Source organism: Paenibacillus sp. OK060, from assembly GCF_900101205.1.
Lineage (GTDB): Bacteria > Bacillota > Bacilli > Paenibacillales > Paenibacillaceae > Paenibacillus > Paenibacillus marchantiae.
Map to the genome: position 1 here is coordinate 305,706 of NZ_FNFR01000006.1, position 24,960 is coordinate 330,665.

At 48.9% G+C, this 24,960-nt stretch carries 24 protein-coding genes; 12 read left to right on the forward strand and 12 right to left on the reverse strand.

Annotation, left to right across the window (positions count from 1 at the left end; genetic code table 11):
• The first annotated feature begins 60 nt into the window (after positions 1–60).
• Together BLS14_RS22915 and BLS14_RS22920 are read left to right on the forward strand one after the other, a co-directional pair.
• Positions 61–693, forward strand: a complete 633-nt coding sequence (locus BLS14_RS22915; RefSeq protein ID WP_063566258.1) for a DUF5317 domain-containing protein — start codon at positions 61–63, stop codon at positions 691–693.
• Between the two features lie 254 nt (positions 694–947).
• Positions 948–2,780, forward strand: a complete 1,833-nt coding sequence (locus tag BLS14_RS22920) for a bifunctional diguanylate cyclase/phosphohydrolase (RefSeq protein WP_090954109.1) — start codon at positions 948–950, stop codon at positions 2,778–2,780.
• A 128-nt stretch (positions 2,781–2,908) separates the two neighbouring features.
• On the opposite strand, the gene BLS14_RS32725 is transcribed toward BLS14_RS22920, so the two are convergent.
• Positions 2,909–3,076 carry a hypothetical protein gene (locus tag BLS14_RS32725; RefSeq protein WP_162842449.1) on the reverse strand — a complete coding sequence of 56 codons (168 nt, stop codon included), beginning with the start codon at positions 3,074–3,076 and terminating at the stop codon, positions 2,909–2,911.
• A gap of 302 nt (positions 3,077–3,378) precedes the next feature.
• On the opposite strand from BLS14_RS32725, the gene BLS14_RS22925 reads away from it, so the two are divergent.
• From BLS14_RS22925 to BLS14_RS22940, 4 genes are all read left to right on the forward strand, one after another.
• Complete coding sequence (locus BLS14_RS22925) at positions 3,379–4,209, forward strand: sensor histidine kinase (RefSeq protein WP_063566260.1); 831 nt, start codon at positions 3,379–3,381, stop codon at positions 4,207–4,209.
• Position 4,210: 1 nt separating this feature from the next.
• Positions 4,211–4,867 carry a response regulator gene (locus BLS14_RS22930; RefSeq protein ID WP_063566261.1) on the forward strand — a complete coding sequence of 219 codons (657 nt, stop codon included), beginning with the start codon at positions 4,211–4,213 and terminating at the stop codon, positions 4,865–4,867.
• A gap of 180 nt (positions 4,868–5,047) precedes the next feature.
• A complete protein-coding gene (locus BLS14_RS22935; protein WP_176854707.1) occupies positions 5,048–6,742 on the forward strand; it encodes a copper resistance CopC/CopD family protein in 1,695 nt (564 codons plus the stop codon).
• 243 nt (positions 6,743–6,985) lie between these two features.
• The gene (locus BLS14_RS22940) at positions 6,986–7,756 is read left to right on the forward strand and encodes a YcnI family copper-binding membrane protein (RefSeq protein ID WP_256336639.1); all 771 of its coding nucleotides are present in this window, start codon (positions 6,986–6,988) and stop codon (positions 7,754–7,756) included.
• Between the two features lie 175 nt (positions 7,757–7,931).
• Here the strand turns inward: BLS14_RS22940 and BLS14_RS22945 are convergent, their stop codons facing one another.
• The 4 genes from BLS14_RS22945 to BLS14_RS22960 form a co-directional block, all read right to left on the reverse strand.
• Positions 7,932–8,204, reverse strand: coding sequence for a hypothetical protein (locus BLS14_RS22945; protein ID WP_053780102.1), 273 nt, complete (start codon positions 8,202–8,204; stop codon positions 7,932–7,934).
• Between the two features lie 53 nt (positions 8,205–8,257).
• The gene (locus BLS14_RS22950) at positions 8,258–9,508 is read right to left on the reverse strand and encodes a Tle-like phospholipase domain-containing protein (RefSeq protein WP_064642958.1); all 1,251 of its coding nucleotides are present in this window, start codon (positions 9,506–9,508) and stop codon (positions 8,258–8,260) included.
• 82 nt (positions 9,509–9,590) lie between these two features.
• Complete coding sequence (locus tag BLS14_RS22955) at positions 9,591–9,872, reverse strand: hypothetical protein (protein ID WP_072734960.1); 282 nt, start codon at positions 9,870–9,872, stop codon at positions 9,591–9,593.
• Between the two features lie 343 nt (positions 9,873–10,215).
• Positions 10,216–11,472 (reverse strand): DUF445 domain-containing protein, encoded by a 1,257-nt coding sequence (locus tag BLS14_RS22960; protein ID WP_063566265.1) that lies wholly within the window; start codon positions 11,470–11,472, stop codon positions 10,216–10,218.
• Between the two features lie 336 nt (positions 11,473–11,808).
• On the opposite strand from BLS14_RS22960, the gene BLS14_RS22965 reads away from it, so the two are divergent.
• Complete coding sequence (locus tag BLS14_RS22965) at positions 11,809–12,636, forward strand: aldo/keto reductase (protein ID WP_090954113.1); 828 nt, start codon at positions 11,809–11,811, stop codon at positions 12,634–12,636.
• 95 nt (positions 12,637–12,731) lie between these two features.
• Here the strand turns inward: BLS14_RS22965 and BLS14_RS22970 are convergent, their stop codons facing one another.
• Positions 12,732–13,190, reverse strand: coding sequence for a cupin domain-containing protein (locus tag BLS14_RS22970; RefSeq protein WP_063566267.1), 459 nt, complete (start codon positions 13,188–13,190; stop codon positions 12,732–12,734).
• Between the two features lie 258 nt (positions 13,191–13,448).
• Here BLS14_RS22970 and BLS14_RS22975 point away from each other — a divergent pair, with 258 nt between their 5' ends.
• Positions 13,449–14,300: a helix-turn-helix transcriptional regulator gene (locus tag BLS14_RS22975; RefSeq protein WP_090954115.1), complete on the forward strand. Its 852-nt coding sequence runs from the start codon at positions 13,449–13,451 to the stop codon at positions 14,298–14,300.
• A 114-nt stretch (positions 14,301–14,414) separates the two neighbouring features.
• Here the strand turns inward: BLS14_RS22975 and BLS14_RS22980 are convergent, their stop codons facing one another.
• Entirely contained in the window at positions 14,415–16,028 is a 1,614-nt protein-coding gene (locus BLS14_RS22980; protein WP_090954117.1) for a glycoside hydrolase family 28 protein, read from the reverse strand.
• A gap of 461 nt (positions 16,029–16,489) precedes the next feature.
• Here BLS14_RS22980 and BLS14_RS22985 point away from each other — a divergent pair, with 461 nt between their 5' ends.
• The 4 genes from BLS14_RS22985 (at position 16,490) to BLS14_RS23000 (ending at position 19,613) form a co-directional block, all read left to right on the forward strand.
• Complete coding sequence (locus BLS14_RS22985; protein ID WP_090954119.1) at positions 16,490–17,218, forward strand: amino acid ABC transporter ATP-binding protein; 729 nt, start codon at positions 16,490–16,492, stop codon at positions 17,216–17,218.
• A 32-nt stretch (positions 17,219–17,250) separates the two neighbouring features.
• Positions 17,251–18,084, forward strand: a complete 834-nt coding sequence (locus BLS14_RS22990) for an ABC transporter substrate-binding protein (protein ID WP_063566271.1) — start codon at positions 17,251–17,253, stop codon at positions 18,082–18,084.
• Positions 18,085–18,186: 102 nt separating this feature from the next.
• Positions 18,187–18,909 carry an amino acid ABC transporter permease gene (locus tag BLS14_RS22995; RefSeq protein WP_090954121.1) on the forward strand — a complete coding sequence of 241 codons (723 nt, stop codon included), beginning with the start codon at positions 18,187–18,189 and terminating at the stop codon, positions 18,907–18,909.
• 53 nt (positions 18,910–18,962) lie between these two features.
• Positions 18,963–19,613, forward strand: a complete 651-nt coding sequence (locus tag BLS14_RS23000) for an amino acid ABC transporter permease (protein ID WP_063566273.1) — start codon at positions 18,963–18,965, stop codon at positions 19,611–19,613.
• Positions 19,614–19,741: 128 nt separating this feature from the next.
• Here BLS14_RS23000 and BLS14_RS23005 read toward each other — a convergent pair whose 3' ends face one another.
• From BLS14_RS23005 to BLS14_RS23025, 5 genes are read right to left on the reverse strand one after another with little or no spacing between them, the layout of a single operon-like run.
• Positions 19,742–21,079, reverse strand: coding sequence for an FAD-dependent oxidoreductase (locus BLS14_RS23005; RefSeq protein ID WP_090954205.1), 1,338 nt, complete (start codon positions 21,077–21,079; stop codon positions 19,742–19,744).
• 55 nt (positions 21,080–21,134) lie between these two features.
• Positions 21,135–21,989, reverse strand: coding sequence for a carbohydrate ABC transporter permease (locus tag BLS14_RS23010; RefSeq protein WP_063566274.1), 855 nt, complete (start codon positions 21,987–21,989; stop codon positions 21,135–21,137).
• On the reverse strand, positions 21,973–22,887 hold the full coding sequence (locus BLS14_RS23015; protein WP_090954123.1) for a carbohydrate ABC transporter permease: 915 nt from the start codon (positions 22,885–22,887) through the stop codon (positions 21,973–21,975). The genes BLS14_RS23010 and BLS14_RS23015 overlap by 17 nt, the downstream gene beginning before the upstream one ends.
• 34 nt (positions 22,888–22,921) lie before the next feature.
• A complete protein-coding gene (locus tag BLS14_RS23020) occupies positions 22,922–23,623 on the reverse strand; it encodes a beta/alpha barrel domain-containing protein (protein WP_090954124.1) in 702 nt (233 codons plus the stop codon).
• 30 nt (positions 23,624–23,653) lie between these two features.
• A complete protein-coding gene (locus tag BLS14_RS23025; protein ID WP_090954126.1) occupies positions 23,654–24,949 on the reverse strand; it encodes an ABC transporter substrate-binding protein in 1,296 nt (431 codons plus the stop codon).
• Between the last annotated feature and the right edge of the window lie 11 nt (positions 24,950–24,960).

Consider the following 24,960-nt stretch of genomic DNA (forward strand, 5'->3'; position numbering starts at 1 on the left):
TAACATAGATACACAAACACGCAATCACATTTACACATATCTGTAAGACAGGAGTTAATCATGGTATACGACGGCATTCTGCTAGGCTTGATCGTTGGACTGTTCCGGGGAGGATTTCGGTATGGTCTCCACCAGTTTGCAGCACTCAAGCTGCGAGGCGGATGGATATTCCCGCTGTTGCTGCTGGCCCAGTTCTTCATCTTTTTCTTGCAGGAAAGGCTTGATTGGGTTGCATCCATCAACGGGTACCTGTTTGCTGCCGTTTATGTCACAGGTCTAGCATTTTTGTGGCTTAATCGACATTACAAAGGTTTTACGTTGATCTGGATCGGTGTCTTTCTCAATTTCATCGTCATGGCAGTGAACGGTGGGCGTATGCCGGTTTCCGTGGACGCCTCTGCTGTTCTTGGGCCCTATTATGTAGATATGCTGCGCGAAGGCGGGGCGGTATCAAAGCACTATATGATGGATGCTTCCACACATCTTTCATTCCTAGGTGATATCATCCCGCTGTCCAGCCCTTATCCGCGGACCCAGGTGATCAGCATCGGCGATGTGGTCATGAACATTGGCATATTCCTGTTTATCCAGTACATGATGGTGAATCGAACCGGAGAAGCTTTGCAGCCAGTGAGTTCCATCAGGCCTGAAGACATTCGGACAGACTCCAAGGAAGGGAGGTCTTTTCCATGAAAAAATTCGAAGGCATTAAATATTCCCGTCTCGTCATCAACGCAATCATCGTAGCTTCTGTCGTTGTTGCATTGACTTCGGGATACAAGCTGGGCGGCTAGTACATATACTTCGCCAACCAAGACAAACAGGCTGCCAGCGGCCTGTTTTTTCTTTCTGGATTTTTGGGAGGTAACTTGTTATGTTATACATCAATATAGTACAAGCCGATATATTCACATCAAGAGCAGACTAAACCAAGCAGGAGAATTTTTATGAACTTTATTCGTAACCTTATCCATAAAGCAGATCGGAGCAGCATGTATGTCGTCTTGCTTAGCTGTACCGGCATCGGTATTTTTCTGTATATGAACAAGTGGTCTTATCTCCATCTATCCTCTGACGAATGGGTAATGGTATACACGATGCTTGGTGCGGCGCTGATTTTGGATTATTTCACGTTTCAAATTCCACCCAAAGGCAATCAGCAATCCATGGACTCTTCCGTGTACCTCGCCTCTATCTTCATGTTTGGTGGTGCATTCAGTCTGTCTGTACTGCTGCCTGTTTCCCTCATTCTGTTAATCAAGGATCGCAAACTCACCTGGTGGAAACATATCGTCAATTTCAGCATTTACAGCCTCATGATTGCTGGAGCGGCTTATGTATTTACTTGGACTGGAGGAATTCCGGGAGCACTGGATGGATATAACTTGCTGCCCTATTTTGCGGCACTTGCAGCCTACTTCATCATCAATACAATCACGCTTGGCCTGTTTTTTCATTTCTCAACAAAGGATGCATTACAGCAGATGAAGCGTGTGTTTGTTACCGAATCGCTGCTGGTCTATTTATGTACATTGATTTTGGCGCTCGTGCTGACCATTCTCGTTGTGCATAACGGCGTTCTCGGCCTGCTGCTCTACCTCAGTCTTAGCATTCTGCTATCACATGCGTTCAAACAGCTGTTTGTGATGTATCAGAGTATTGAGGAAAAGGCGAATACGGATCAACGCACAGGTTTGTTTAACCACAGTCATTTTGAAAGTATGCTGGAGACCGAGCTTGGTAACGCCCGTTCTCAGGGAACCCCGCTTTCACTGGGACTCATCGATATTGATGATTTCAAAAAGTATAACGACCGCTTCGGTCATCTCCAGGGTGACAGCCTGCTGGCTCTTCTCGGAGATTTCCTCAGTCGGAAGACGGAAGGCACTTCGGTCACCGCCTTTCGTTATGGCGGAGAAGAGTTCACCCTGCTCATGCCAGGCATGGATCTGGACGAGGCTTATGCTTTCATGAACAAGCTGCGCAAGCAGCTGAACGACACACCTTTTGAAGGGGTTGAAGTCTTTCCGCACGGTTGTCTCTCGTTCTCCGCAGGTGTTGCGCGTTATGAAGTCGATATGTACAACAAGTCACAACTTGTGGATCAGGCGGATAAAGCGTTGTATTATGCCAAAAAGCAAGGCAAAAACAATGTGCATCGCCACGGTAGTAATGATGGCATGGAGCAAGAGATTGATCTGGTCCAGGATGTGCGTGACATTGAGCAACAACTCAACTTGTTCAGGTATAAGGATATGGATACATTCAAACATTCCAAACGCGTATATAAGTATGCTCTCGATATAAGTGAGTTGCTGGAACTCGATAATGTGGAGAAGCGAAATTTTGTACTGGGCGCACTGATTCATGACATCGGAAAGCTTGAAATTCCATGGTTTATCTTGAATAAGAAAGAAAAGCTTACCGCTGAAGAATGGGAAACGATCAAGGGCCATGTCACCTGGGGCAAAAAAATGGCCATGACGAACGAGCGTTTTGCCGATCTCATTCCCTATATTGAATTGCATCATGAACGATATGACGGGGCAGGCTACCCTTATGGTCTGAAAGGCTGTGAGATTCCTCGGTTGTGCCGGATGCTCACGGTGATTGATTCCTTTGACGCAATGACGACAGAGCGACCGTATCAGGAAACGAAAAATGTCGATGAAGCTATCAAGGAACTACAGATGTGCTCCGGTTCTCAGTTTGATCCTGAGCTAGCCGAGCTGTTCATCCGATATATTCAGAAACGAACGGTGCAGCAACAACTTGTGTAACACCCACAGAATTCCCCCTTACAAAGCCAAAAGCGCTACCCCCGGCCTAATCGGGGATAGCGCCATTTTCATGTTCATCATGGAATGAATCATGCACGAGATTACTTCATTCTTGTGCAGATTCTGCGTTATCGAGTGGTATTCATCTCATGTGAAGTCTGATGCAGCTCTTTAATCATCTGCTGCAAAAACATGTTATCCTGACGACTGATTCCGTGCTGATTGTCTTGAAGAAGCATTTGATGAATGTTCTTCTTGAGCAACTCGCTGCGACGTTCCAATACCTCTTGATTCATGTTGTTGCGTTCACTCCTTAACATCTTTTGTAATGAATTTCTGTTCTATATAAGTATAGAGGACCTTCTCCAATAGGGAAAATGGATACAGCCCCGCTCATCTGTACTCACCAAGGCTCACCCTGCGTGACATAATTTCACCCCATGTTGTTCTTAGATATCCTTCTAAATGCTCCCTTATCCACCCGAGGTTCCCCCGAAGAAAGCCAGACTAGGGTCTGAAGCAAGCATGCGTTATAATGGTGCCAGCCCTTGAAACGGATACATATAAATGGACCTTATCTCAAAGGAGTTCTGTATTCATGTCATACAAACAGATTAAATGGATGATTCTGCTGGTCCCCACATTCACGGTTGGTCTCTGGGAATACATCCGTCACCAATTCCTGATGCCCTACCTTTCCATGGATGCGGGCAACTGGCTTACCCCACTTATCCTGTACCTCATAAGTGTCACCTTGCTAAGTCGCTTATTTAAGATGCTGGAAAGTGCCAGGGCTGCTCTGGAGCAGGAGCGTGCTTCCAAAGTGGCACTCGAAGCTCGGGATCAACTAGCCCGCGAGCTTCACGATGGTATCTCGCAGTCTCTTTTTCTCCTGTCGGTAAAAACAGACAAGGCCGAGCGCAGTTTGGCTGGAAGTGGTCACGAGAATGAAATTCAGGAAATACGCAAAACCGTACATGAGGTCAACGCTTACGTACGGCAGGCCATCGCCCAGCTCCGCTACGTCCCTGGACAAGCGGCAGTACCGGAGGGAACTTCCCTGTTGTCACAGTTAGAATTACTTATAGAGGAGACGGTTCCTTCGGCGCGTCTGGAATGGGATCTCGACAGCACCTTCTTCTCCCCAAAGGAGCAGGTAGAGCTGCTCGCCTGCATTCGGGAAGCACTGCTTAATGTACGTAAACATGCCCGGGCCACAGATATTCGGGTGATTGCAGAAGGAACCCCTTTTGTCTGGTCCATCTTCGTTCAGGATAATGGTGTTGGTGTGAGCGGGGATCCACTGCATCTGAAGGATCGGTACGGCTTGCGAATTACAAAGGAACGTGCAGCTCAGATGGGCTGGTCTTTCGCCCTTGATTCAAGGCCAGGTTACACTCGAATAACCATTGGAAAGGGGCATGCTTAATATGGAACTTGTACGGGTATTGGTTGTCGATGATCACGCGCATGCGCGTGAGGCGATCTGCAGTATTTTATCCGAGGACAGCCTGTTTGAAGTTATTGGTACCGCTTCGACTGGACTAGAGGCGCTGGAGCTTACCGGGCAATGGATGCCCGATCTTATTCTGATGGACGTGCAGATGCCGGATATGGATGGGCTGGAAGCCACCCGCCAGATTAAACTGCGCTTTCCTTATGTCATTATCGTCATGGTTACTGTATCGGATGATGTCACGTACCTGTTCGAAGCGCTGAAGCAAGGGGCTCAAGGATATTTGCTCAAAAATCTATCTCCGTCCACTTGGCTTGAATACCTTCGCGCCATCGTCAGTGATGATGCACCCCTGAGCAAAGAACTTGCCTATCGAATCCTTCAGGAGTTCCCCGCACCTCGCACGGAAGATGTACCCGATAATCCGCTGACTACGCGGGAGCTTGAGATCCTGCAATGGGTATCTGCGGGATATACTAACCGTGAGATTGCCGACCAACTTGGCATTTCGGATCAAACAGTGAAGAATCACCTGAAGAATATTTTACAGAAACTGCATCTCGAAAATCGTGTGCAATTAACCCGCTATGCATTGGAAAGCGGACTGGCAGGCCGTAAGCTGCGTAAATAGCGGCACATTCATGTTTTTGTCACAATTCCATGGATCATTTCGTTTTTTTATAGCCCAATGTAGTCATACAGTGTTATTTTGGACAAAGTTATAATGGTATAGATTGTGCTCGGTTAACAAAGAATGACTTACAATTCTAGACCTAAGGGTGATGATTTTTTGATTTTGAGTAGGTTCACCATGAAATTGGGCAAACGGCACTGGGCACTTATGGTCGCCCTGATGTTATTGTGTTGCCTTGTTATGCCACAATGGGCATCCGCCCATGCTTATATTGTGCAGGCCTCACCAGGTGAAAATGAACTTGTTGCGACAGCACCTGAACGCCTGACTCTGGAGTTCAACGAGTCTTTACAGACGGCCTTTTTTGATATTAAAATCACCGGACCTGACGGAACACAGGCAGATGACGGCAATGTGCATGTCGACGAGAACCGTCCTCATATTCTGGAGACCGGACTGCGGACCGGACTTGGAAACGGAACCTACGCCGTGAATTGGAAGGCCGTGTCTGCTGATGGTCACCCCATTCAAGGGGCCTATGTGTTTCATATTGGGGAACCATCTGGCGCTCCTGCTGGTCTGGCTGATTTAACCTCAGGTACAGGCCAGGTTGGCGGACCGTTAAAATGGATTTTGTCGCTGACAGACTGGATTCAATATCTGGGGTTGTCTGTGATTCTGGGCACACTTGCTTTCCTGCTGTTCCGAATTGCACCAGCTTCCATGGCGAGAGAACCACTGGAAGTGCCAAGGAGCTACAAGTTGTTATGGATCAGTTATGGCGCCGCTTCTGTTGCCGCTCTGATCAGTCTGCCCCTGAACACGTTGTATGAATCAGGCGTTTCCATCGGAGAGTTCAGCTGGGCACTGATGGGTAGCGCACTCAAATTGACGTCATTTGGCCAGATCTGGATGGTACAGATGCTTATTGTGATGCTGCTGGCGGTTACCATCCTCTCCGGATATGACCGGGATCGCTCGCTGCGTATCCGTATCTGGTCATCATACGGATCACTGGTCCTCGTTCTTGGCTGGTTGTTCACCCATGCCATGACAGGACATCCAGCTGCAGCAGAACATCGCGCGCTCGCCATTGCAATGGACTTCGTTCATCTGATCGGAGCCGCTTTCTGGATCGGCGCTCTAACTGCCATGGCTGCGTGTCTGCCTCCGCTCGCGGATAAACTGCCTTCCACGGTGCGAGGTGAGGTCTACTGGACGGCGATCCGACGATTTACAGCTTGGGGCATCGGCGCTGTTGCTGCTCTCGTCGCTACGGGGATATACAGCAGCCTGATCATTTTGCCTGCACCTATCCTTACGTCTTTGTTCACAACGGCGTATGGTCTCGTGCTTATCGCTAAAGTTGTCTTGCTTGTGGCGATGCTTCTATTGGCCTGGCGTCATGCCAGAATGGCACGTGCAAGCAGCGGCAACCGACTCGCTGGCAGCCTGAAGGCCGAACTGATTGCTGGAGCCGTCGTGCTTGCGTTGGCCGCCGTGCTGACACACTTGTCTCCCGGACAACCAGCAGCCGTAGGACCCTATAAAGAAGTGCAGACTACGGATGACGGGACTACAATTACGCTTCAGGTAAGTCCCAATCGTACCGGAGAGAATCAGTTCAAGGTCGACGTGAAGAAACCGGACGGCAGTACAGTCAACGATCTGGAACAGATCACATTGTCACTGACCCACCTGGATATGGATATGGGCATTTACGAGATCACGATTCCGAAAAATGATACTGGCGTTTACGAAGCAGAAGAATATATCTCCATGCCAGGACGCTGGAACATCAAGGTTCATCTGCTAACCCGATCTCTGGATTCGCTGGATACCGAATTTGAGATCGACACCGCTAATCCGTAGGTATAAACCGATTAATGATTGGCCTTATATGTTCAACTAAACATTTACACAATAACGGAGAGGACAGAAAAAACCTGGAGAAGCGAAGCGTTCGCCTTTATCCCCGGATTTCCCCTTTGAAGAAGAGGATCAAAAAATCTGGGGATAACAGCGATCAGAAGGTTGTTCTGTCATTGTAGTGGCTAGTGTAAATATTCTTTAGTTGAGCTTATATATTAGAAGATTTGAGAGGGGTAAATTATTTTGAAGAAAACATCATGGACTTCCAAACTGACATCCAGCCTAACTGCTGGAGCCGCTGCGCTGATGCTGTTCGCGGGATTCGCCAGCGCACACGTTACCGTTAACCCAACCGTAGCACAAACAGGTGCATGGCAGACGTATAGCATCAAGATTCCATCCGAAAAAGAGCTGCCTACCACCAAAATCACGCTGAAAGTACCGCAAGGCGTTGCATTCAAGCAATACCAACCACTGTCAGGCTGGAAAATCACTACCGAAAAAAATGATTCCAATGAAGTAACATCAATCACTTGGGAAGTAGACGGAGATAACGAAGGAATTCTGGCTGGTCAATTCCAGCAGTTCAACTTCGTAGCTCAGAATCCGGATGCCGAAACGGAAGTAACTTGGGATGCGTTCCAGTATTATAGCGATGGCAGCATCGTGGAATGGACAGGCGGACCAAGTGACAGCAACCCGCACAGTATTACGGCAATCAGCCAAGATCCTGCTGCTGCAGGTAATACTGCTACAGGCGGAGGTCATGATAGTGCAGGCACAGCCGGCAATGCTGGCCATGATGATAAAGCAGCAACGGGCGATGATAAGAAGGCAAACGACGACACCACACTGGGTGACGCGCTGAACGACACCGTTACTGGTGAGCCAAACAACACGGATTCAGACCCAGGCACATTGAAGCTGCAACAGGCAACACTGATCGTATCCATTCTGGCATTGATCCTGTCCTTCCTGGGTATCGCTCTGGCAACACGCCGCAAAAAACGTTAAGAGCTAACATAGAGTCTTGTATGTAGACTGAAAAAGAAAGGAGCCTTTGGCGAACGGGATCTTTCCCGATGTGCCGAGGCTCCTTTTTGATATCTGTATGCATACGCCAACTTCGATTTCAAATTTCCATGCTTAAGTTCACTGATTAAGAACAGCGTCCCTTACAACTTTTCCCCTATCGTCCCTGATCCGTCTGGATCATGATTTCAATATATTGTAGCAAGCTCTTCTTCTGTTGTTCAATCGACTGTATTCGTCCAGACAGACCCGCGAAAAACGCTTCGATCTGCTGCCTTGTATAATCGGCCGATTGTCCCTTCCAATCGTCGAGACGGTTGTATAGGCTTCTTGCCTCCTGCTCATCTGCCTGGAGACGGGCAAGCAGCTGGGTCAATTCTTTTTCAGCAATCCGAAGATCATTTAGCTCTACCAGCAATTGTCCGCTCACTCGTGTTCCCTCCCTTATGTAAGTGCCAAGCGCCAGGCCCTTCACGCAAAATTCTATTTAAAACTGACCTGACTCTCATCCGCTTGACGGAATGCTTCCGCCTTCTCTTCGATAAAGTTCAAGAATTGACTCGTATGCTTCATATGCCATGTGCTCAATTCGTTAATAGACGCATCCAAATGAGTGACGATAGGCTCAAGTCTGCGACTACGGCTGGAATGCAGGTATTGCGCCATTCGGCTCCGTACCGTATTCAACTCTGCATTACACTGTTGTGCATTTTGCTTCCACCGGGCAGCGACACTTTTGAGTTCTTCGGGCGTTACCTGAATCAGGCCAGACGCTCCTGCTGCTGCGGCCATACCTCTTGCAAGGTTGCCTGCTTGCCCACCCAGGTTCCGCATGAATGCTGCGAGATCAGACAGGACATTGGATGGCTGACGTGGTGAATAACTGATTTGCTCGCCCGTAACCGGATCGTATAGATCGTTGGAAATATAGCCATTCTCGAATTTGTACTGTTTCAAACCGTGATACTCTTCACCACCAAAGGTGTTACTGATTTTATCGAACATGCCCATGTCATCATTCATATCCTTGTAGTTGGAATTGATGTAATACATGGAACCTACATGACGATCATATCCACCAAAAAATCCGCTGGTTACAAAATCTCCGGGATGTCCGTAGTTAATGATTTGGCTATCAAACCCACCCTCTTCAGCCTTTCGTTTTGCCTCTGGCGTGAGGCTGGAAATCACGGATGGCGCACTGAACGTCACCGCGGAAAGTCCCGTGTATGCGGCCGCATACTGGGCATTGCCCCCTCCAAGCGAATGCCCTGTCAGCGAAAAATCCAAATCCTTATATTTTTTCTGCATATCTTTGGCGTAATCTTCCGCTTCATACATTTGGTTGGGACCCAGCCCGATTGTCTTATCCAGCTTTTTGTCCAGTTCTCCCACAGCATTCTCGACTTTAGTGATTCCGGTCACATCTCTTACCTTCTGAATTCCATTAGCTAACCAATCTGGCGTAAGGTCAGTACTTTGTTCGATTTTTCTGCCAAGCTCAGGCAAACCGATTTGAGCATCCGCGTAATAATCAGGGGCGCTGCGATCCAATGATGCACTTCCCTCGGTGCCCCGATATGCGATAACCGCCTGTTTGGTCTCAGGATTGTAGAAGGTCACCGCATCAAAACCCGATTTTTTATTTCCATGAGTGTCCTCAAGAACTTGCCATCCGGGAAGATTGTCAAACTCAATACCTGATTTCAGATTCTCGTAAGCTAATTCAGACATCTTGTTGTATGTTTCATCATCAATTTTTGGTGATTTACTCACAACCGTTGCACCTCCAAGAAAATCAATCCTGAATTATGATTTATTTGTTAAACGGATCATACCCCTTAGCTATAATTGCTTCCTTAATTGCTGGACTCATGCCAAAGTTTTTGATTTTTTTATCCTCATAGTCGTACGAGATCGTAAATTCTTGCTCTTCATGTTCAACCACATGCCCTTCCATAGCAATAGAATCAAGCGCCATCTCAGGTAACAGCTCTTTATTTGTGATCACGACATCCAGTTCATATTTATCTTTCAGATATTTTACGGCTTCCGCTTCGGCTTCTTTAAAATAGGCCTGTTTTTCACTTTCCTTCATGTTCTGACACCCTCCCAAAATGAAAGTAGATAGTATGGTCAAAAAAAATATACATGCGAGTCGTCGCTTCAACCTCATATCAATCACCTTTTCTTTATCATTAAATATATTCGTATACCCACTCTTTTCTTCTGTTATCTGCATCATAGTACAAAATCAACATGATGACATCGGCTGTTGGCATCGTTTTTATGTAACTTTGTTCCTAAATGATTCCAATAGAGCATTCGGGTGTACATTACCCAATCCAACTGTTTTTGCATCATTTCTCTATTTATCATTTGCCCAGACAAAAAAAGAGCCTGCTCCAGAGAGCGGCCCTAATCTTGCCATTATCAATGAGTTATTCCAATACCATCCGCAGGGCGGTCAGTGCAATCCCGATTATAAATCCGGTAACGGCCCCGTTAATCCGAATCCACTGCAGATCCTGTCCTACCTTATCCTCAATCAAGGAGATCAGTGAGGCATTATCCATTTTGTCGACATTTTCGCGTACGAGGTTGCCGATTTTGGAATGGTTTTTCTCTAGCAGCGTCGTTACACCTTCCACAATCTTCGCATTCAATCCAGCCAATAAAGCATCGTCTGACCGCAAATCAGACAATACCCGCTCAATCGCGGGTAGAGCAAACGTCTCCACATACTGGCCATCTTCCATTGCAGCGAGCGCCTTTTCCCTCAATTCAGTGAGTTTGTTCAGCACGGTTTCCTCTGCGTTCCATCCATCCAGCATGTTGTTTTTCCAGCCGTTGACTCCATCCTGCACACTTTCACTCATCGCCAGCCGGATAGCCTGGGTTCGCAACAGATCTAGCACTTTGTAACGAAGAGCGCTACCCTCCCGCTTCATGTCCTCCACCCGGTCAAACAGATATCCTTGCAAAATACTGCCCAGACGCTCCTCGTTCAGATAACCCATGAACGCATTCATCGCAAATTGCATTAATCCGTTCATCTGGATACCACTGATTGCCTTTAGGCCGCTTTCACCCAAAAACATGATCGTCTCCGGCTTCACCAGCCATTCCTCTGCCTGCTTCAGACCATAGTCCAGTGCTTTGGCATCATAACCACGCTCACTCATCTGGATCGAAGCACGTTCCAGAATCGGACCCAGGTCGAAGGCTCCCGCCTGTGATTTGATCTCGCCCGCAACCAGTGGAGCAATCTGCTCCAACGGCAGGCCTGCAAGGATTCGTTTGCAGAGCGTATCAATCATGGTTTTGACTCCATCGTTGTGAAGTTCCCTTGTCATGGTATCCAGAACGATTTCTGCCGCCTTGAAGCCCGCAATTTTCTCGGTGATGCTATCCTTGTTCAGCAAGTTGTTTTCCACCGCGGAGACAAGGCCTTCAGTCAATTTGTCCCGATTCTTAGGCAGCAAAGCCGTATGGGGAATCGGAATACCCAGTGGATGACGGAACAACGCTGTTACGGCGAACCAATCCGCAAGTCCACCTACCAATCCCGCTTCAAATGACCCTACCAGCAGTTTGCCTACTACACCGCCTTGAAACGGCAATGATGCGGCAAATCCCGCTCCCATAATAACGAGAGACCAAGCTGCTGCTTTTTTGGTTTGTTTAGGTTTAGCCATTGTATTCTTACTCCTTTATCGTTAATCACACGGGTTCAATAACACCCAACTTTCCCGTGCTCTTCTGTTCTTCCTGTGATTGCTTCCATAGGAAAGCTTCGGTTTCCATATTTCGTATACTTCATCTTATCACCCGTAAGCGTCAAAACCAAACCTCTGGCTGGCGAAAAAGGATAAAAGAGGGGTTTTTCCTATCGAAATGGTCGTATTCTTTTCCATTACCAAAAAGGTTTTAGTATAATCAATACAGACGGCCCTCCATTTAGGATTGGCCGGCGGTCAGCAGGGTAATTACATAATGGAATAATGAATGAATCAGAGGAGGAATTTCGGACCATGAAACACGTGCAGGACACAACGACACTTTATAACGGAGTCAAAATGCCTTGGCTGGGTTTTGGTGTATTCAAAGTTAAAGATGGAGAAGAAGTGGTTGAAGCCGTCAAAACGGCTATCCAGGCAGGTTATCGCAGTATCGATACAGCGAAAGCGTATAACAACGAAACCGGTGTAGCTCAGGGTATTCGTGAATCCGGAATCGCCCGCGAGGATCTGTTCATTACCACCAAAGTGTGGAACGGGGACCAAGGCTACGAATCCACACTGGCGGCTTTTGAAGCAAGCATGGAACGACTCGAACTGGAATATCTGGACCTCTATCTGATCCACTGGCCTGTCAAAGGCAAGTATAAGGATACCTGGAGAGCGCTGGAGAAGCTGCATAAGGAAGGACGCATCCGCGCCATTGGGGTGAGTAACTTCCAGATTCACCATCTGGAGGACCTGATGACCGATGCCACCATTAAACCTGCTGTGAATCAGGTGGAACTGCATCCGCTATTGATTCAAACGGAGCTACGGGAGTATTGCAGCAAACATCAGATCCAGATTGAAGCCTGGTCTCCACTGGGTCAGGGACATCTGCTGGAGCATCCGCTTCTTCAGGACATCGCTGCCAAATACAGCAAGTCACCGGCACAGGTCATTCTGCGTTGGGATCTGCAAAATGGCATTGTGACCATACCTAAATCTGTTACACCACAGCGCATTCGCGATAATGCGGACCTGTATGACTTTGAGTTGACCAAGGAAGAAATCGAGCGCATCAATCAATTGAACGAGAATAAGCGCTTTGGTTCCGATCCGGACAATTTTAACTTCTAACCTCAATATATAATCAAGCTAGAAAACATCAAAAAATCCCGATCTGGACGCACACGCACCTGGATCGGGATTTTGCTTATTCATTTATAGTTATATTAGCCTTTGGAAACCAGTTTGAAATCATCAAAATGGAAACCTGGCGCTACAACACACGTTACCAGTACAGGCTCATCACCCAGCGGTCGTGCTGTTTGCCATACTCCAGCTGGAACGAGTACCTGCGGCGATTGCCCCGCAGCAATATCCATACCCAACACGAGCACTTCTTCATTTTCGGGGTTTTCCCCGTTGCCGCCCAATTTCAATTCTACTGGACTGCCGCTATGCCACAACCAAAGCTCATCGGACAAAACGGTATGCCATTCCGAGACTTCATGGGAGTGCAGCAGGAAGTACGTCGAACTTGCCGAGAATCGAGGGCCTGAGTATGTATCCGGCAGTACGGATTGTGGAATTTGGTACGATGCCTTCCATTCTTCCTTATACCAACCGCCTTCAACGTGCGGCTGCATATTCAATGCAGCAACGAGTGGCGATAATTCATGTGTCGTCATATTCTGTTTCCTTCCTTCCAAATCGAATTGGAGACACCCCTATCCAGAGGTTAGTCTCACTCCCCCTACTGTAAAACATGAATAGACTTTTGTCACCTTTACAGCATATATAAGCTTGCCGAAAATCATTCCACCCGTATGCTGTTCATTTCGTCTGGTCGGCCCCCTATTCAAATGATAGCGTTTACAACAAACTGGATTTTCCGTTATGATATGGATATTAACCGTAAATCAGCTGGCGCAGAGGGGAGACGTGTTATGAGTGTTATAGAGGATCGGATTGGACCCAAATATCGAATTGGCGAGAGTTCATTCACCATTGAACACATGAGCAGACACGAAGGGAACGCCATGCCACAGCCTCACGCCCACCCTTTTTATGAACTGTATTATCTGCTTGAAGGAGAACGCGTCTATTCCATGAATGGTCAGCTTCTTACCGCCCGCAAAGGTGATTTGATCCTGATCAATCCCCATGATGTACATACGACGTCCAAAGGAAGTATTCCCGGCTTTGAACGAATCCTGATCGGATTCTCGCCTTCTTTTGCCACCGGGATGGAGCTTGGAGTATGTGGTCTGCTTCCCTTCGATCGTTCAAGGCTGCTGCACTTTCCTGATGCGGAACAGCCCGAGATCGAACGAATGCTATGGCAGATGCTGCAAGAATGCAGGGAGCGCCGACCTCATTATGACATCGTGGTGAGAAGCCTGCTTGCCCAGATCCTGATTCAGATCCACCGGGTTGAAGAAGATACTCGGCAATCCTCTCCGGCCCCGCATCATCCCATGCAGGATAAGATCAGTGAGATCGTCACTTATGTGAACAATCATTATACCGAGCCTCTTACGTTGGAAGAGGCCGCAGCGCGATTTTATATCAGTCCATCCTATTTGAGCCGGATGTTCAGCCGTTTTACCGGATTTCGCTTCAGTGAATATTTACGTGTTACCCGGGTTCGGGAGGCACAGAGACGTTTACTCTCCACTCAGGAACGGGTGCAAATGATTGCGGAGAAGGTCGGATTTGAGCATACAGCCCATTTTAATAAAACGTTTAAACAGGTGACCGGGACCACGCCGCTTCGCTATCGCAAAGAACATCGATAGATCTTGGAGGCGACTGGCGAAGCCGGACACCTGTCATATGACACCCTATCATGACACCGCGCGCCAGGAGATGCCCGCGGTGATATGCTAAGCGTATACTAAGTTGAACCCTTCTTACCTGCGGATAATTACACCACTTCTTACCTCAGGACCAATGGAGATTTGGCGTCCCTCTGTATCTGCATCACTTTCCCGGCATACGATTCCTGCCGATTCATGTCCTGTCACCATCAGAAGCCGACCGTCCGCGCCTACACCCTCAATCGCTTCCAGTTCCGCACCCTTACACTGATGCAAATGAATTAACGATCCATCGGTAATATGTGCGTTCATTTCGGCGATTCGCAGGTGCTTCGCATGAGCGCATTGCACCCCATTACGAGCCGTCACCGTATATCCCTGAATGACCAAACCATCCAGAGGCATTTCCGGCAGTCCACTCACCAATAACGCGGTTTCCGCTCCTGCACAGACCACATCCGATATCCGAATATCCCGGAACACCGGAGTCTCCTCACTGACCTCCTGAGTCAAGTCGCTACCACGAGCGGAACCCTCCTGATTGGCATAGAAAAAGGAAAACGAAATAGCTTCCATAATGATATCTTTCATATAAATGCGCTCCACCTGAATATCCTCAACGACCCCGCCGCGCCCACGCGCGCTTTTGAAGCGAAGCCCAATATCCGTTCCAATAAACGTACAGTCCGAGACCCGGACATGCTGCACACCACCAGACATTTCACTGCCAATGACAAAACCGCCATGACCGTGATACACGGTGCAATTGCGGATCGTAATATATTCCGAGGGCAGACCGAGTTCACGTCCTTCTGCATCCTTGCCGGATTTCAGGCAGATCGCATCATCACCAACATCGAATACACTCTGCTCCACAAGGACATGACGGCAGGATTCGATATCAAGCCCATCACCATTCTGGGAAACCCATGGATTCCGCACACTCACGTTACGAATTGTGACATGCTCGGATGCCCACGGATGCAGATTCCATGCAGGAGAGTTTTGGAACGTCGGTCCGTCCAAAAGCACTCGTTTACATTGACGCAAGCTGACCATGTTAGGACGCAAAAAGTCTCTGACTTCGTCATAAGCAGCCACATCACACACTTGCTCCAGATGCAGACGATTCGCAATCGCACCGCCTTCAAGAGCAGAAGTCGAGGGCCACCAAATGGCTTCGTCGCCGCCAGTCTGCTCCACCACACCGCCCGAGGAAACCAGTCGATTCCACTGCGAGGCCGTCATCTTGGATCGTTTCACCGGACGCCATGCCTCTCCACCGCCATCCCAAATCCCCTCACCCGTGATCGCAATATCCTCCAACTGCTCACCATCAATAGGCGACTGACACCGCACTGCCTGCCAACCTTCGAAGCTGGACGCAATCAGGGGATATTGATCGAAATTACGGCTGAACGTAACCAGAGCACCCGCCTGAACATGAAGCTCAATTCGACTGCGGAGAACAATCGGACCCGTTAACCAAACACCCGCCGGAATGACAATTCGGCCACCGCCCGCTTCTGCACAAGCTGCTATAGCCAGTCGAAACATCTCGGTATTATCGGTCAAGCCATCCCCTACCGCACCATAATCCGTAATCTGAAAATCCCGTGCAGGGATGACAGGTAAACTCACTTCATAAGCTTTCGTATGGGATTCAACACCTTCTCCTGTACCCAGTGGGGAGTAATATGTATTCATCGTTCAGAACATCCTCTCTACCTATAATTGGATCGGACTGTTTTTAATATTGCATTACTTACTGGAAAGCGCATTCTCGCTCCATCATATCAATGCCATAGGGCATAAGGTTGAGCTTTTTTGCCATGTACGATTCAGAATTTGATGTTATTTGTTTTTATGATGAGAGTCATAAAGTAAACATCCCTTCCAGTATACTCTATACATCTATTCCAATGGTTGTAAAACAACTAGGAGAATGGATTCATTTTTCTGTCAGGATTCGTCACAAAGAGGCTAGCAATATAACAAATATATAACATAATTACTGGCTATAGCCCTATAAAACCCATTACTTATGTCATGTTTTATCACAAACCAATTGCCTTTAGCAGGATGAGTATGTATGATTAAATAACTAGTTTCAATTTATTCCTTATTATTCCTTTTACAAACAGACGTTGCAGAAAGGATGGGGTCTCTTGATTGAATTTAGGGGTGTTCAAAAGCATTTTGGCCATTTTCATGTCCTCAAAGATATTCATCTTCACATTGAAGAAGGAGAAGTCGTTGTCATTATCGGCCCTTCCGGCTCAGGCAAAAGTACATTGCTCCGCTGCATCAATCGTCTGGAGACGATTACCGAAGGTGAACTTATCGTCAGTGGTGTCCCTTTACATCAGAAAAAGGTGGACATCAACCTCTTCCGCCGTGACATCGGCATGGTATTTCAACACTTCAATCTCTACCCTCACAAAAAAGTCATCGATAACATTACCCTTGCACCCATGAAGGTGCGTAAACAGCCCAAAGCACAGGCAGCCTCTACGGCGATGAAGTATTTGACCCGGGTTGGCATTGCCGACAAGGCAGACAGTTATCCTTCCCAGTTGTCCGGTGGACAACAGCAGCGGGTAGCCATTGCAAGAGGTCTTGCCATGGAGCCCAAAATCATGCTTTTTGACGAACCCACTTCTGCACTAGATCCCGAAATGATTGGGGAAGTTCTGGATGTCATGCGGTCTCTTGCACATAACGGGATGACAATGGTCGTTGTTACACATGAGATGGGATTCGCCCGCGAGGTCGCAGACCGAGTCATCTTTATGGATGAAGGCCGAATTGTGGAAGAAGCCTCCGCCGCTGAATTTTTCGACAACCCGAGAGAAGAACGGGCCAAGCAATTTCTGAGTCGTCTGATTCACCACTGAGAATAATCCATTTTGAAAGGGGTCTTTACCAAATGAAAAATGTATTAAAGTGGCCGTCGTTTATGCTTGTCTTGATTCTATCCCTTGTCTTGTCCGGTTGTAGCACTGGAGAGGAAAGTAGCAACAGCGGTGGTTCTGGTGGGAGTACCGAAGCCAAAGGCACGATTGAACAGATTAAAGAGCGTGGCAAGCTCATTGCCGGCGTGAAATACGACACCAAATTGTTCGGTTTGAAGGACCCCGCAAGTGGCGAAGTCGAAGGATTCGATATTGATATCGCCAAGGCACTCGCCAAACAGATTCTTGGAGACGAAACGAAGGTAGAACTGAAGGAAGTAACATCCAAAACGCGCATTCCGATGCTGCAAAACGGCGACATTGATCTCATCATCGCAACGATGACGATTACGGATGAACGCAAGGAACAGGTGGATTTCAGCGATGTCTATTTTGAAGCCGGGCAGTCCCTGCTTGTGAAAAACGACAGCGCAATTACAGGTCTCGAAAGTCTCAGCGGTGTGAAGGTACTTGCCGTCAAAGGCTCGACTTCTGCGCAAAACATTCGCGAAAAAGCCCCGGACGCCGAGGTGCTGGAATTCGATAACTATCAGGATGCCTTCACAGCCCTCAAAGCGGGTAAAGGCGAAGCTCTGACGACCGATAACATCATCCTGATCGGCATGCAGCAGACGGATAACAACTACAAGCTGGTTGGTGGCAATTTTACGAGTGAACCTTACGGCATAGCAATTCGTAAAGGCGACACAGCCTTCGTCGAAGAAGTAAACAGCCTGCTCAAAAACCTGAAGGACAGCGGTGAATATGATACGTTGCATGAAAAATGGCTGGGCAGCAAGCCAGAGTAACCCCGATTAATGATGGTTAAGCGGCGACTTCGCCTGTGATATGCAATGCATGAGCAGACGCAATCGCCGCTTCTACATCTGGAGAACGGAGGCTTCGCCTACATGGGCAAATTGGACTTCAGCGTACTGATCAAACATTCGGATCGATTTCTGGAAGGGTTCCTCAACACCATTCAGGTGAGCATCATGGCCTTGATTGGCAGCTTTATTCTGGGTGCAATCTTGGCTATCTTTCGGATATCCCCCATCAAACCGCTCAACTGGATCGGCACGGCTTTTGTGGAGTTTATCCGTAACATCCCGCTGCTGCTTGTCGTGTTCTTCTTCTATCTCGGATTGCCGGCACTCGGCATTTCACTGGATGGATTCATCTCGGGTACACTCGGTCTGACCATCTATACGGCTGCTTTCATTGCCGAAGCGATTCGAGCGGGTATTCAGACGGTCCCTCGCGGGCAGTTAGAGGCTGCGAGATCTTCCGGTCTGTCCTACGTACAGGCCATGAACCTGATCATTTTGCCACAAGCGATCAAGATTGTATTGCCGTCCCTTGGCAACCAGTTTATCAATCTGGTCAAAAACTCATCCATCCTAGCGGTCGTGGCTGGCATGGATCTGATGTATTTTGCCGATCTGATCAACTCGGATACGTTCCTGCCGCTCAGCGTCTACACCATTGTTGCGCTGTTCTACCTGGTGTTGACCTTACCGCTCAGCTTCCTGGTTCACTATATGGAGCGCCGTTTCGGACAAAGTGATGCGGATGCCAGCCGTGCCAAAGGCAAACCAAAAAAGAACAAACCAACGGGTCAGGTCACCATGTAAAACAGACATCCTTTCTAAATCTTGTCCTACTCACAGAAGGAGGCCGATGATCTATGGACTTTAGCGGGGCCTACGCCTGGCCCAACCTTCGTTTCCTGCTGCACGGATTCCTGATCACCCTGCAAGTGGCAGGGTTATCGATTGTATTCAGCTTTGTACTCGGTACGGTGCTTGGTACCGTTCGATACACCCGAATTCCGGTCCTGTCACAGATTGTGGCCGTCATCGTGGATACGATCCGCAATCTGCCGCTGCTGCTGATCATTTTCTTCATTCATATCGTACTTCCCCAGCTCGGGATCAAAATGTCCGTCTTCTGGTCTACGGTTGTTGGACTAAGTCTGTTCGAAGGCGCCATGATCGCAGAGATTGTCCGCAGTGGACTCAAATCGATCGAGCGCGGTCAGGTGGAAGCCGCCCGTTCCTCCGGCCTAAGCTATATGCAGACACTTGGCGGCATCATCATGCCTCAAGCTTTGCGGCGCATGTCGCCACCGATGGTAAGCCAGTTCATTTCCTTGCTGAAGGATACTTCACTGGCGATCATCATCTCCCTGCCGGAACTGATGCACAATGTGCAGATCCTCGGGGGTCAAAGCTTCGATTACGTCATCCCTGCCCTGCTGCTCGCAGCCGTATTGTACTTCGTCATCAACTACACGTTGTCCATTGTGGCACGGCGGCTTGAAGCACGAATGACTTGATGATCGGATGATTGTTGCTTCCATTGCAACCCCCATTACAAACCAAATAAGACTCCAGCTCCACTTCAATAGTGGTTTTGGAGTCTTTTTTGGATTTCATGATAGTCTGCTCGCACAGGAATCATTCCTCAAATCGCTGCTCCGTTACGGCGTAGTTCCTTTTGCAGCACCGCTACCGGCAGCTCCAACGGATCTAGCTTCATCTGAACAGCTAAAGCTGCTGCTGTTCCCGCCGCCTGCCCCGTAGCCATGCAGCTTGGAGTCAGCCTTGTCGTTGCGTGGGCCTCATGTGTGGTGGAGATGCAACGTCCTGCCGCCAGCAGATTGCGAATATTGCGAGAAATCAGAGAGCGGTACGGAATATCGTATGCTCCGTCTCCTTCTATAAAAGCCGCTACGACGCCTTGACCGGAGGGATCATGAATATCAATCGGATAGCCACTTCTGGCGATTACATCGTCAAACTTTTTCCCTGCAACCACATCGTCCTTGGTCAATGCATAGTGTCCGATGATTCGCCTGGATTCACGGATACCGATCTGCGGTGCTACCGCTGAGATCGAAGCCCGCTCGAATCCAGGCACGTCACGCTGCAGAAACTCAGCGATCATCAGCACCTGTTTCCTGCCTTCCTGTTCAGCAGAGGTCAGATCCTCTGCATCTGTAGCATCCAACCCCTGCACCCGGGTGCAGTTAATCAATACTTCATCTTCAGCCGGTCCGGTAAAAAACAATACCTGATCACGATTAATCGGTACACCTGCTTTTTTCCATTGGGAATAGAAGCCGCTCACCCCGGTTAACGGAATACTGTCCAGTTCGGAGAAAGGGGTTTTGGCATAGAAATCCTCCGGGTGCTCCTGCATGTATTGTTTCACTCGTCCAAGGTCCACACCACGCATCCGGAATTTCATGGTCATCGGCTGTGACTGTTGATCGCCATCTCGCCCCTTCGCAACAGAAGCGCCCGCAAGATAAGCCGCATCCGCATCACCGCTGGCATCCACAAACACGTTCGCTTGGAGCTCCATTCGGCCAGACTTGTTCGTCAGGCGTACCGCCTCTACTCGATCATCCACCATAACCACTTCATCCACGAAGCTGTGCAATAACAACCGGACACCCGCCTCCTGCAGCATCTCCGCCGCAACCACTTGATAGATCGCCGGATGGTAAGGCGTAACAGTATGCACAAATCCAACCGTATCCCGAAGATGCCCCGGAGAGCCGCCGCGCGCCTGCAGTCGGTCAACGATTTCCTGGGCGATGCCTCGAATCACCTGCTCACCACTCTCCGTATGGAAGGTCATCCAGGGGTACACCATAGCGGCAGTCGACATTCCACCAACGAACCCGTACCGCTCCACCAGCACTGTTCGAACACCTTGTCGTCCAGCAGCAATGGCTGCTGCTATTCCCGCCGGACCTCCTCCCACAATAACCACATCCGCTTCTTCCTTTTTCATACTCATACTCGTCCGTTCACTCAAGTTTATCACTCCTTCCGTTCTATTACATGGACTACTCTTTCAGTCCTGTCATGGCAACCCCCTCAATGAAGCGCCGTTGTGCCAGAAAAAAGACAATCAACAGTGGCAGGGTCGCCATGACGGTGGCACTCATCAGATATTGCCAGGCTGTACCCACTTCATCCGTGAACAGGGATAACCCAAGCGGCAGCGTCATCAGTTCTCGCGAGTTAATGAAAATCAACGGATCGAAAAACTCATTCCAGATTGTCACAAAAGTAAAGATCGTCAGCGTAGCCATACCGGGCTTGGCAATCGGGAGCATAATACGAGCATAGATCCGGAAGCGGTTGCAGCCGTCAATCATCGCCGCTTCCTCCAGCTCGGTGGGTACCGTAATGAAGAACTGCCGCATCACAAAGATGCCAAACACACCGCCCGCCCCAAAGATCGGCAGTAAAATCAGCGGAAGATGTGTATCAATCCACCCCAGCTGCCGCATGAACAGAAACATCGGGATTGCCGTCACCTCGTGGGGAATCATCATCGCACTCAGCAGGATGAGAAATACCACATTACGTCCTTTGAACGGAATTTTGGCAAATGCGTACCCAGCGAGAGATGCAAAGAACACCGTACCCAGCACAACCACAGCAGCAATATATACACTGTTAAAATAAAATCGATGAAACGGAATCAATCGAAAGACATCGATGTAGTTCTGAAATCGGAAGGTATCCGGTATCCACTGTGGTGGATAGGTAAATATGCTCTGAGGTTCCTTGAATGACGTCGATATCATCCAGATAAATGGAACAATCATGATCAGCGAGATCAGTGTCAGCAACAAATACGTCCCAAGGGCACTCCATGTCTTACGAACCGAAGGATTAGGCATCGCCTTCATTGAACACCCACCTCTTTCGAAGCTGCCATTGCAGCAGCGTCAGAATTAGCACGATAAAAAACAGCACATAGGCAAGCGAAGAGGCGTAGCCGAACTGAAATAATTTGAATGCTTTTTCCCAGATGTAATAGACCAATACCTTCGTGCTGTTGCTCGGCCCTCCCTGTGTCATGACGTAGATCTGTCCAAACACCTTGAGCGAGCCAATCACGGTCATGACCATGGTTAGAAACACCGTTGGCGTAATCATGGGTAACGTGACGTGAAAGAAGGTTCCCCTTCTGCCCGCGCCGTCCAGTGTTGCCGCTTCGTAAAGTGAACGCGGCACCTGCTGAATGGCTGCAATGAACAGCACCATATTCAGCCCCACATTTTTCAGTACACTCGTCACAATAACCGCAGGCATCGCCAGATCCTGATTGTAGAGCCAGGCCGGACCCTTGATGCCTATCATTAACAGAAGCTGATTGATCAGTCCCGACTCTGTCGCATACATCAGCTTCCACACGATGGACCATACAATCAGCGAGGTCATGACCGGAACGAAGATGGCTGTTCGAAAAATCCCGATACCGCGCAAACTTCTGGATAGCAGCAACGCGAGCAGTAGAGCGAGCACAATGTTAAGCGGCACAAGCCCCGCAGTGAAATAGACTGTATTGGCAAGCACCTTCCAGAACATGGCGTCTGTCATCACATTCCGGTAATTCTCCAGTCCAATAAAATGATGATCCCCCAGCAGCGGCCAGTCGGTCAGGCTCATGTATAGCGCGAGACCCATGGGAAACAGCAGCAGCAGGGTAAACCCGAGCACCATGGGCGATACAAACAGCCATCCCGCGATCTGGGCCTCTCTGGCGAGCGGACCTCTTCCTGTACGCTTGCGTGAACGGGTCACAGTCAGGCCCTCCCCTTTATCAAATTTCTTCCCTCTAGTCTGGACGGTTCAGATTGTCCACCGCATTACGGAAGGCGTTAACAGCCCTTCGCAGCTGCTCCTCCGCTCTGCCCGTTACGACCGCTCCAAGCATGATCGCCTTGACTCCGGTATCGTGCAGCACCCGAACATCCTCCGGCACCAGCTTACGCTGAGAAGGAACCAATACCGGAATTTGCGCCTGCAAGACCAGACGGCGATACTTGAGCACGTCCGCAAAGCTTAGCGGTGTACCATATTCATTCCCAGGCACAATGGATGCCTCCAGGGCGGTGAAGCCGTAATGAGCCGCTGACGTTACGATTGAAGGTTCATATTCGTCGTTGATCGCAAACGTAGGGTCCAACCCCAGGTCATCCAGCATGAAGGATGGCAAGTGATGTGCATAGATGGAATAAAAGTCAAAACCCAGCCCGGAGAGGCGCTCCACATCCTCCCTCCGTGCTCCATCTATACTACCGGATGGTACGACCCCAAGCGGGCCGCCAAACTCGCTACGGATCGCCTGAAAAACTTCGGCATAGTTGTCCAGTGGACCAAAATGATTCCCGCTGGCGCGATGACCGACATTATAATGCACCTTCAGTGCATCAGCGCCCTCTTCAATTGCTGCCCGGGCCAAAGATAGATCGTTCTCGGGTAAACTGACCACAAGTGACAGGGATTTCCGATCAAGCAATTCCTTGAATTTGCCCATCATGCTCACCTCCTGTTTCTATAAGAATATTTATTGTTGCAGCACGCTTTGGACCTCTTCCTGCATTTGCTTCAGATTATCCTCGGGTGTCGCTGAACGGGCGAACAGTCGGTCAAATCCCTGCAACACCGCATTGTCGATATCCTGCCAACGGATATGACCTGGAATCAAGCGCGCTTTTGGCATTTCACTAATCACCGCCTGCACAATATGCTCCTTGCTCGGATTATTGGGCTGATTAATGAACGCATCGGAGTTCAGCACAGAGGTACGCGGAGGCACAAAATAGGTGGCCGTCTCCTGAATGCCCTGCTCGCTGGCAAAATACTTCAACAGCTTCTTGGTTTCCTCCGGATGTTTGCTGTCGTTGAACATGGCATATCCAGCCTGCCCCAGCATCGGTACGCTTCCCTGTGAGCCGGAAGGCATGGGAGCGATACTCCACTCAAAATCGGTAATCTCTCTTGCTTTGGAGACATAGCTGTAGTTATCGAAGAACATGCCCACATTGCCAGCATCGAAGCTGACCTGCTCGCCTGCTTTCGGATGCGATTCATCGGTGAACATCATGCGCTCCAGCAGTTCAAAGGTCTGTACGCCATAAGCATCGTTCCAGGTGAACTTCGTCATGCCTTCGTCAAACGGGCCACTGCCATTGGACCATGAATACGAGGAGAGCACTGCCCAGGTCTTCCAGTCGCGAAAAAAGTTAGCTCCATATATCCGGTTGGTTGCCTCCTTGCTCGTGATCGCCTTGGCGGACTTCTCGAACTGTTCCCATGTCCACTGTCCTTGGCTGGCAAGTGTATTCGGGTCGGTCAGGCCGGCTTTGTCGAACAGCGTTTTATTGTAGAACATGACCACCGGAGGTGTGGAAAAAGGCAGCCCCAGCAGCTGATCGCCATCACGGAACAAATCCAATGTACTTGGTATATAATCATCCAGCTTGAACTGTGCATCATCCTTGAACTCGGATACATCGGCCAGGATGTGATTGGATTTGAATTGTGGCACCATCCGCTCCGATACCCATGCGATATCTGGGAGAGAGCCGCCAGCGGCAAGCACCGATATTTTTTGCTGGTATTCCGCGAAAGGTACGGATTCCATCGTCACCTTGATGCCTGGATTTTCCTGCGTGAAGCCATCGATCAGCTTGTTGTATACATCCATATGTGCCTGATTGCCCCACATCATGAATTTCAGCTCAACCTCTCCATTCTCCCCGGCTGTTTGCCCAGGATCACTTCCGGAATTGGAGCTTGTGCACCCGATTGAAGCAATCATCATGAGTAAGAGTATCAATATCAGTCCTGCTTTTTTCATGAAAATCCCCC

Excerpts from the sequence above, each read along its gene's own strand:
- BLS14_RS22915 (WP_063566258.1), top strand. The coding sequence starts at position 61 with ATGGTATACGACGGCATTCTGCTAGGCTTGATCGTTGGACTGTTCCGG.
- BLS14_RS22920 (WP_090954109.1), top strand. The coding sequence starts at position 948 with ATGAACTTTATTCGTAACCTTATCCATAAAGCAGATCGGAGCAGCATG.
- BLS14_RS32725 (WP_162842449.1), bottom strand. The coding sequence starts at position 3,076 with ATGAATCAAGAGGTATTGGAACGTCGCAGCGAGTTGCTCAAGAAGAAC.
- BLS14_RS22925 (WP_063566260.1), top strand. The coding sequence starts at position 3,379 with ATGTCATACAAACAGATTAAATGGATGATTCTGCTGGTCCCCACATTC.
- BLS14_RS22930 (WP_063566261.1), top strand. The coding sequence starts at position 4,211 with ATGGAACTTGTACGGGTATTGGTTGTCGATGATCACGCGCATGCGCGT.
- BLS14_RS22935 (WP_176854707.1), top strand. The coding sequence starts at position 5,048 with ATGAAATTGGGCAAACGGCACTGGGCACTTATGGTCGCCCTGATGTTA.
- BLS14_RS22950 (WP_064642958.1), bottom strand. The coding sequence starts at position 9,508 with ATGTCTGAATTAGCTTACGAGAATCTGAAATCAGGTATTGAGTTTGAC.
- BLS14_RS22955 (WP_072734960.1), bottom strand. The coding sequence starts at position 9,872 with ATGAAGGAAAGTGAAAAACAGGCCTATTTTAAAGAAGCCGAAGCGGAA.
- BLS14_RS22960 (WP_063566265.1), bottom strand. The coding sequence starts at position 11,472 with ATGGCTAAACCTAAACAAACCAAAAAAGCAGCAGCTTGGTCTCTCGTT.
- BLS14_RS22965 (WP_090954113.1), top strand. The coding sequence starts at position 11,809 with ATGAAACACGTGCAGGACACAACGACACTTTATAACGGAGTCAAAATG.
- BLS14_RS22970 (WP_063566267.1), bottom strand. The coding sequence starts at position 13,190 with ATGACGACACATGAATTATCGCCACTCGTTGCTGCATTGAATATGCAG.
- BLS14_RS22975 (WP_090954115.1), top strand. The coding sequence starts at position 13,449 with ATGAGTGTTATAGAGGATCGGATTGGACCCAAATATCGAATTGGCGAG.
- BLS14_RS22980 (WP_090954117.1), bottom strand. The coding sequence starts at position 16,028 with ATGAATACATATTACTCCCCACTGGGTACAGGAGAAGGTGTTGAATCC.
- BLS14_RS22990 (WP_063566271.1), top strand. The coding sequence starts at position 17,251 with ATGAAAAATGTATTAAAGTGGCCGTCGTTTATGCTTGTCTTGATTCTA.
- BLS14_RS22995 (WP_090954121.1), top strand. The coding sequence starts at position 18,187 with ATGGGCAAATTGGACTTCAGCGTACTGATCAAACATTCGGATCGATTT.
- BLS14_RS23000 (WP_063566273.1), top strand. The coding sequence starts at position 18,963 with ATGGACTTTAGCGGGGCCTACGCCTGGCCCAACCTTCGTTTCCTGCTG.
- BLS14_RS23005 (WP_090954205.1), bottom strand. The coding sequence starts at position 21,079 with ATGAAAAAGGAAGAAGCGGATGTGGTTATTGTGGGAGGAGGTCCGGCG.
- BLS14_RS23010 (WP_063566274.1), bottom strand. The coding sequence starts at position 21,989 with ATGAAGGCGATGCCTAATCCTTCGGTTCGTAAGACATGGAGTGCCCTT.
- BLS14_RS23020 (WP_090954124.1), bottom strand. The coding sequence starts at position 23,623 with ATGGGCAAATTCAAGGAATTGCTTGATCGGAAATCCCTGTCACTTGTG.
- BLS14_RS23025 (WP_090954126.1), bottom strand. The coding sequence starts at position 24,949 with ATGAAAAAAGCAGGACTGATATTGATACTCTTACTCATGATGATTGCT.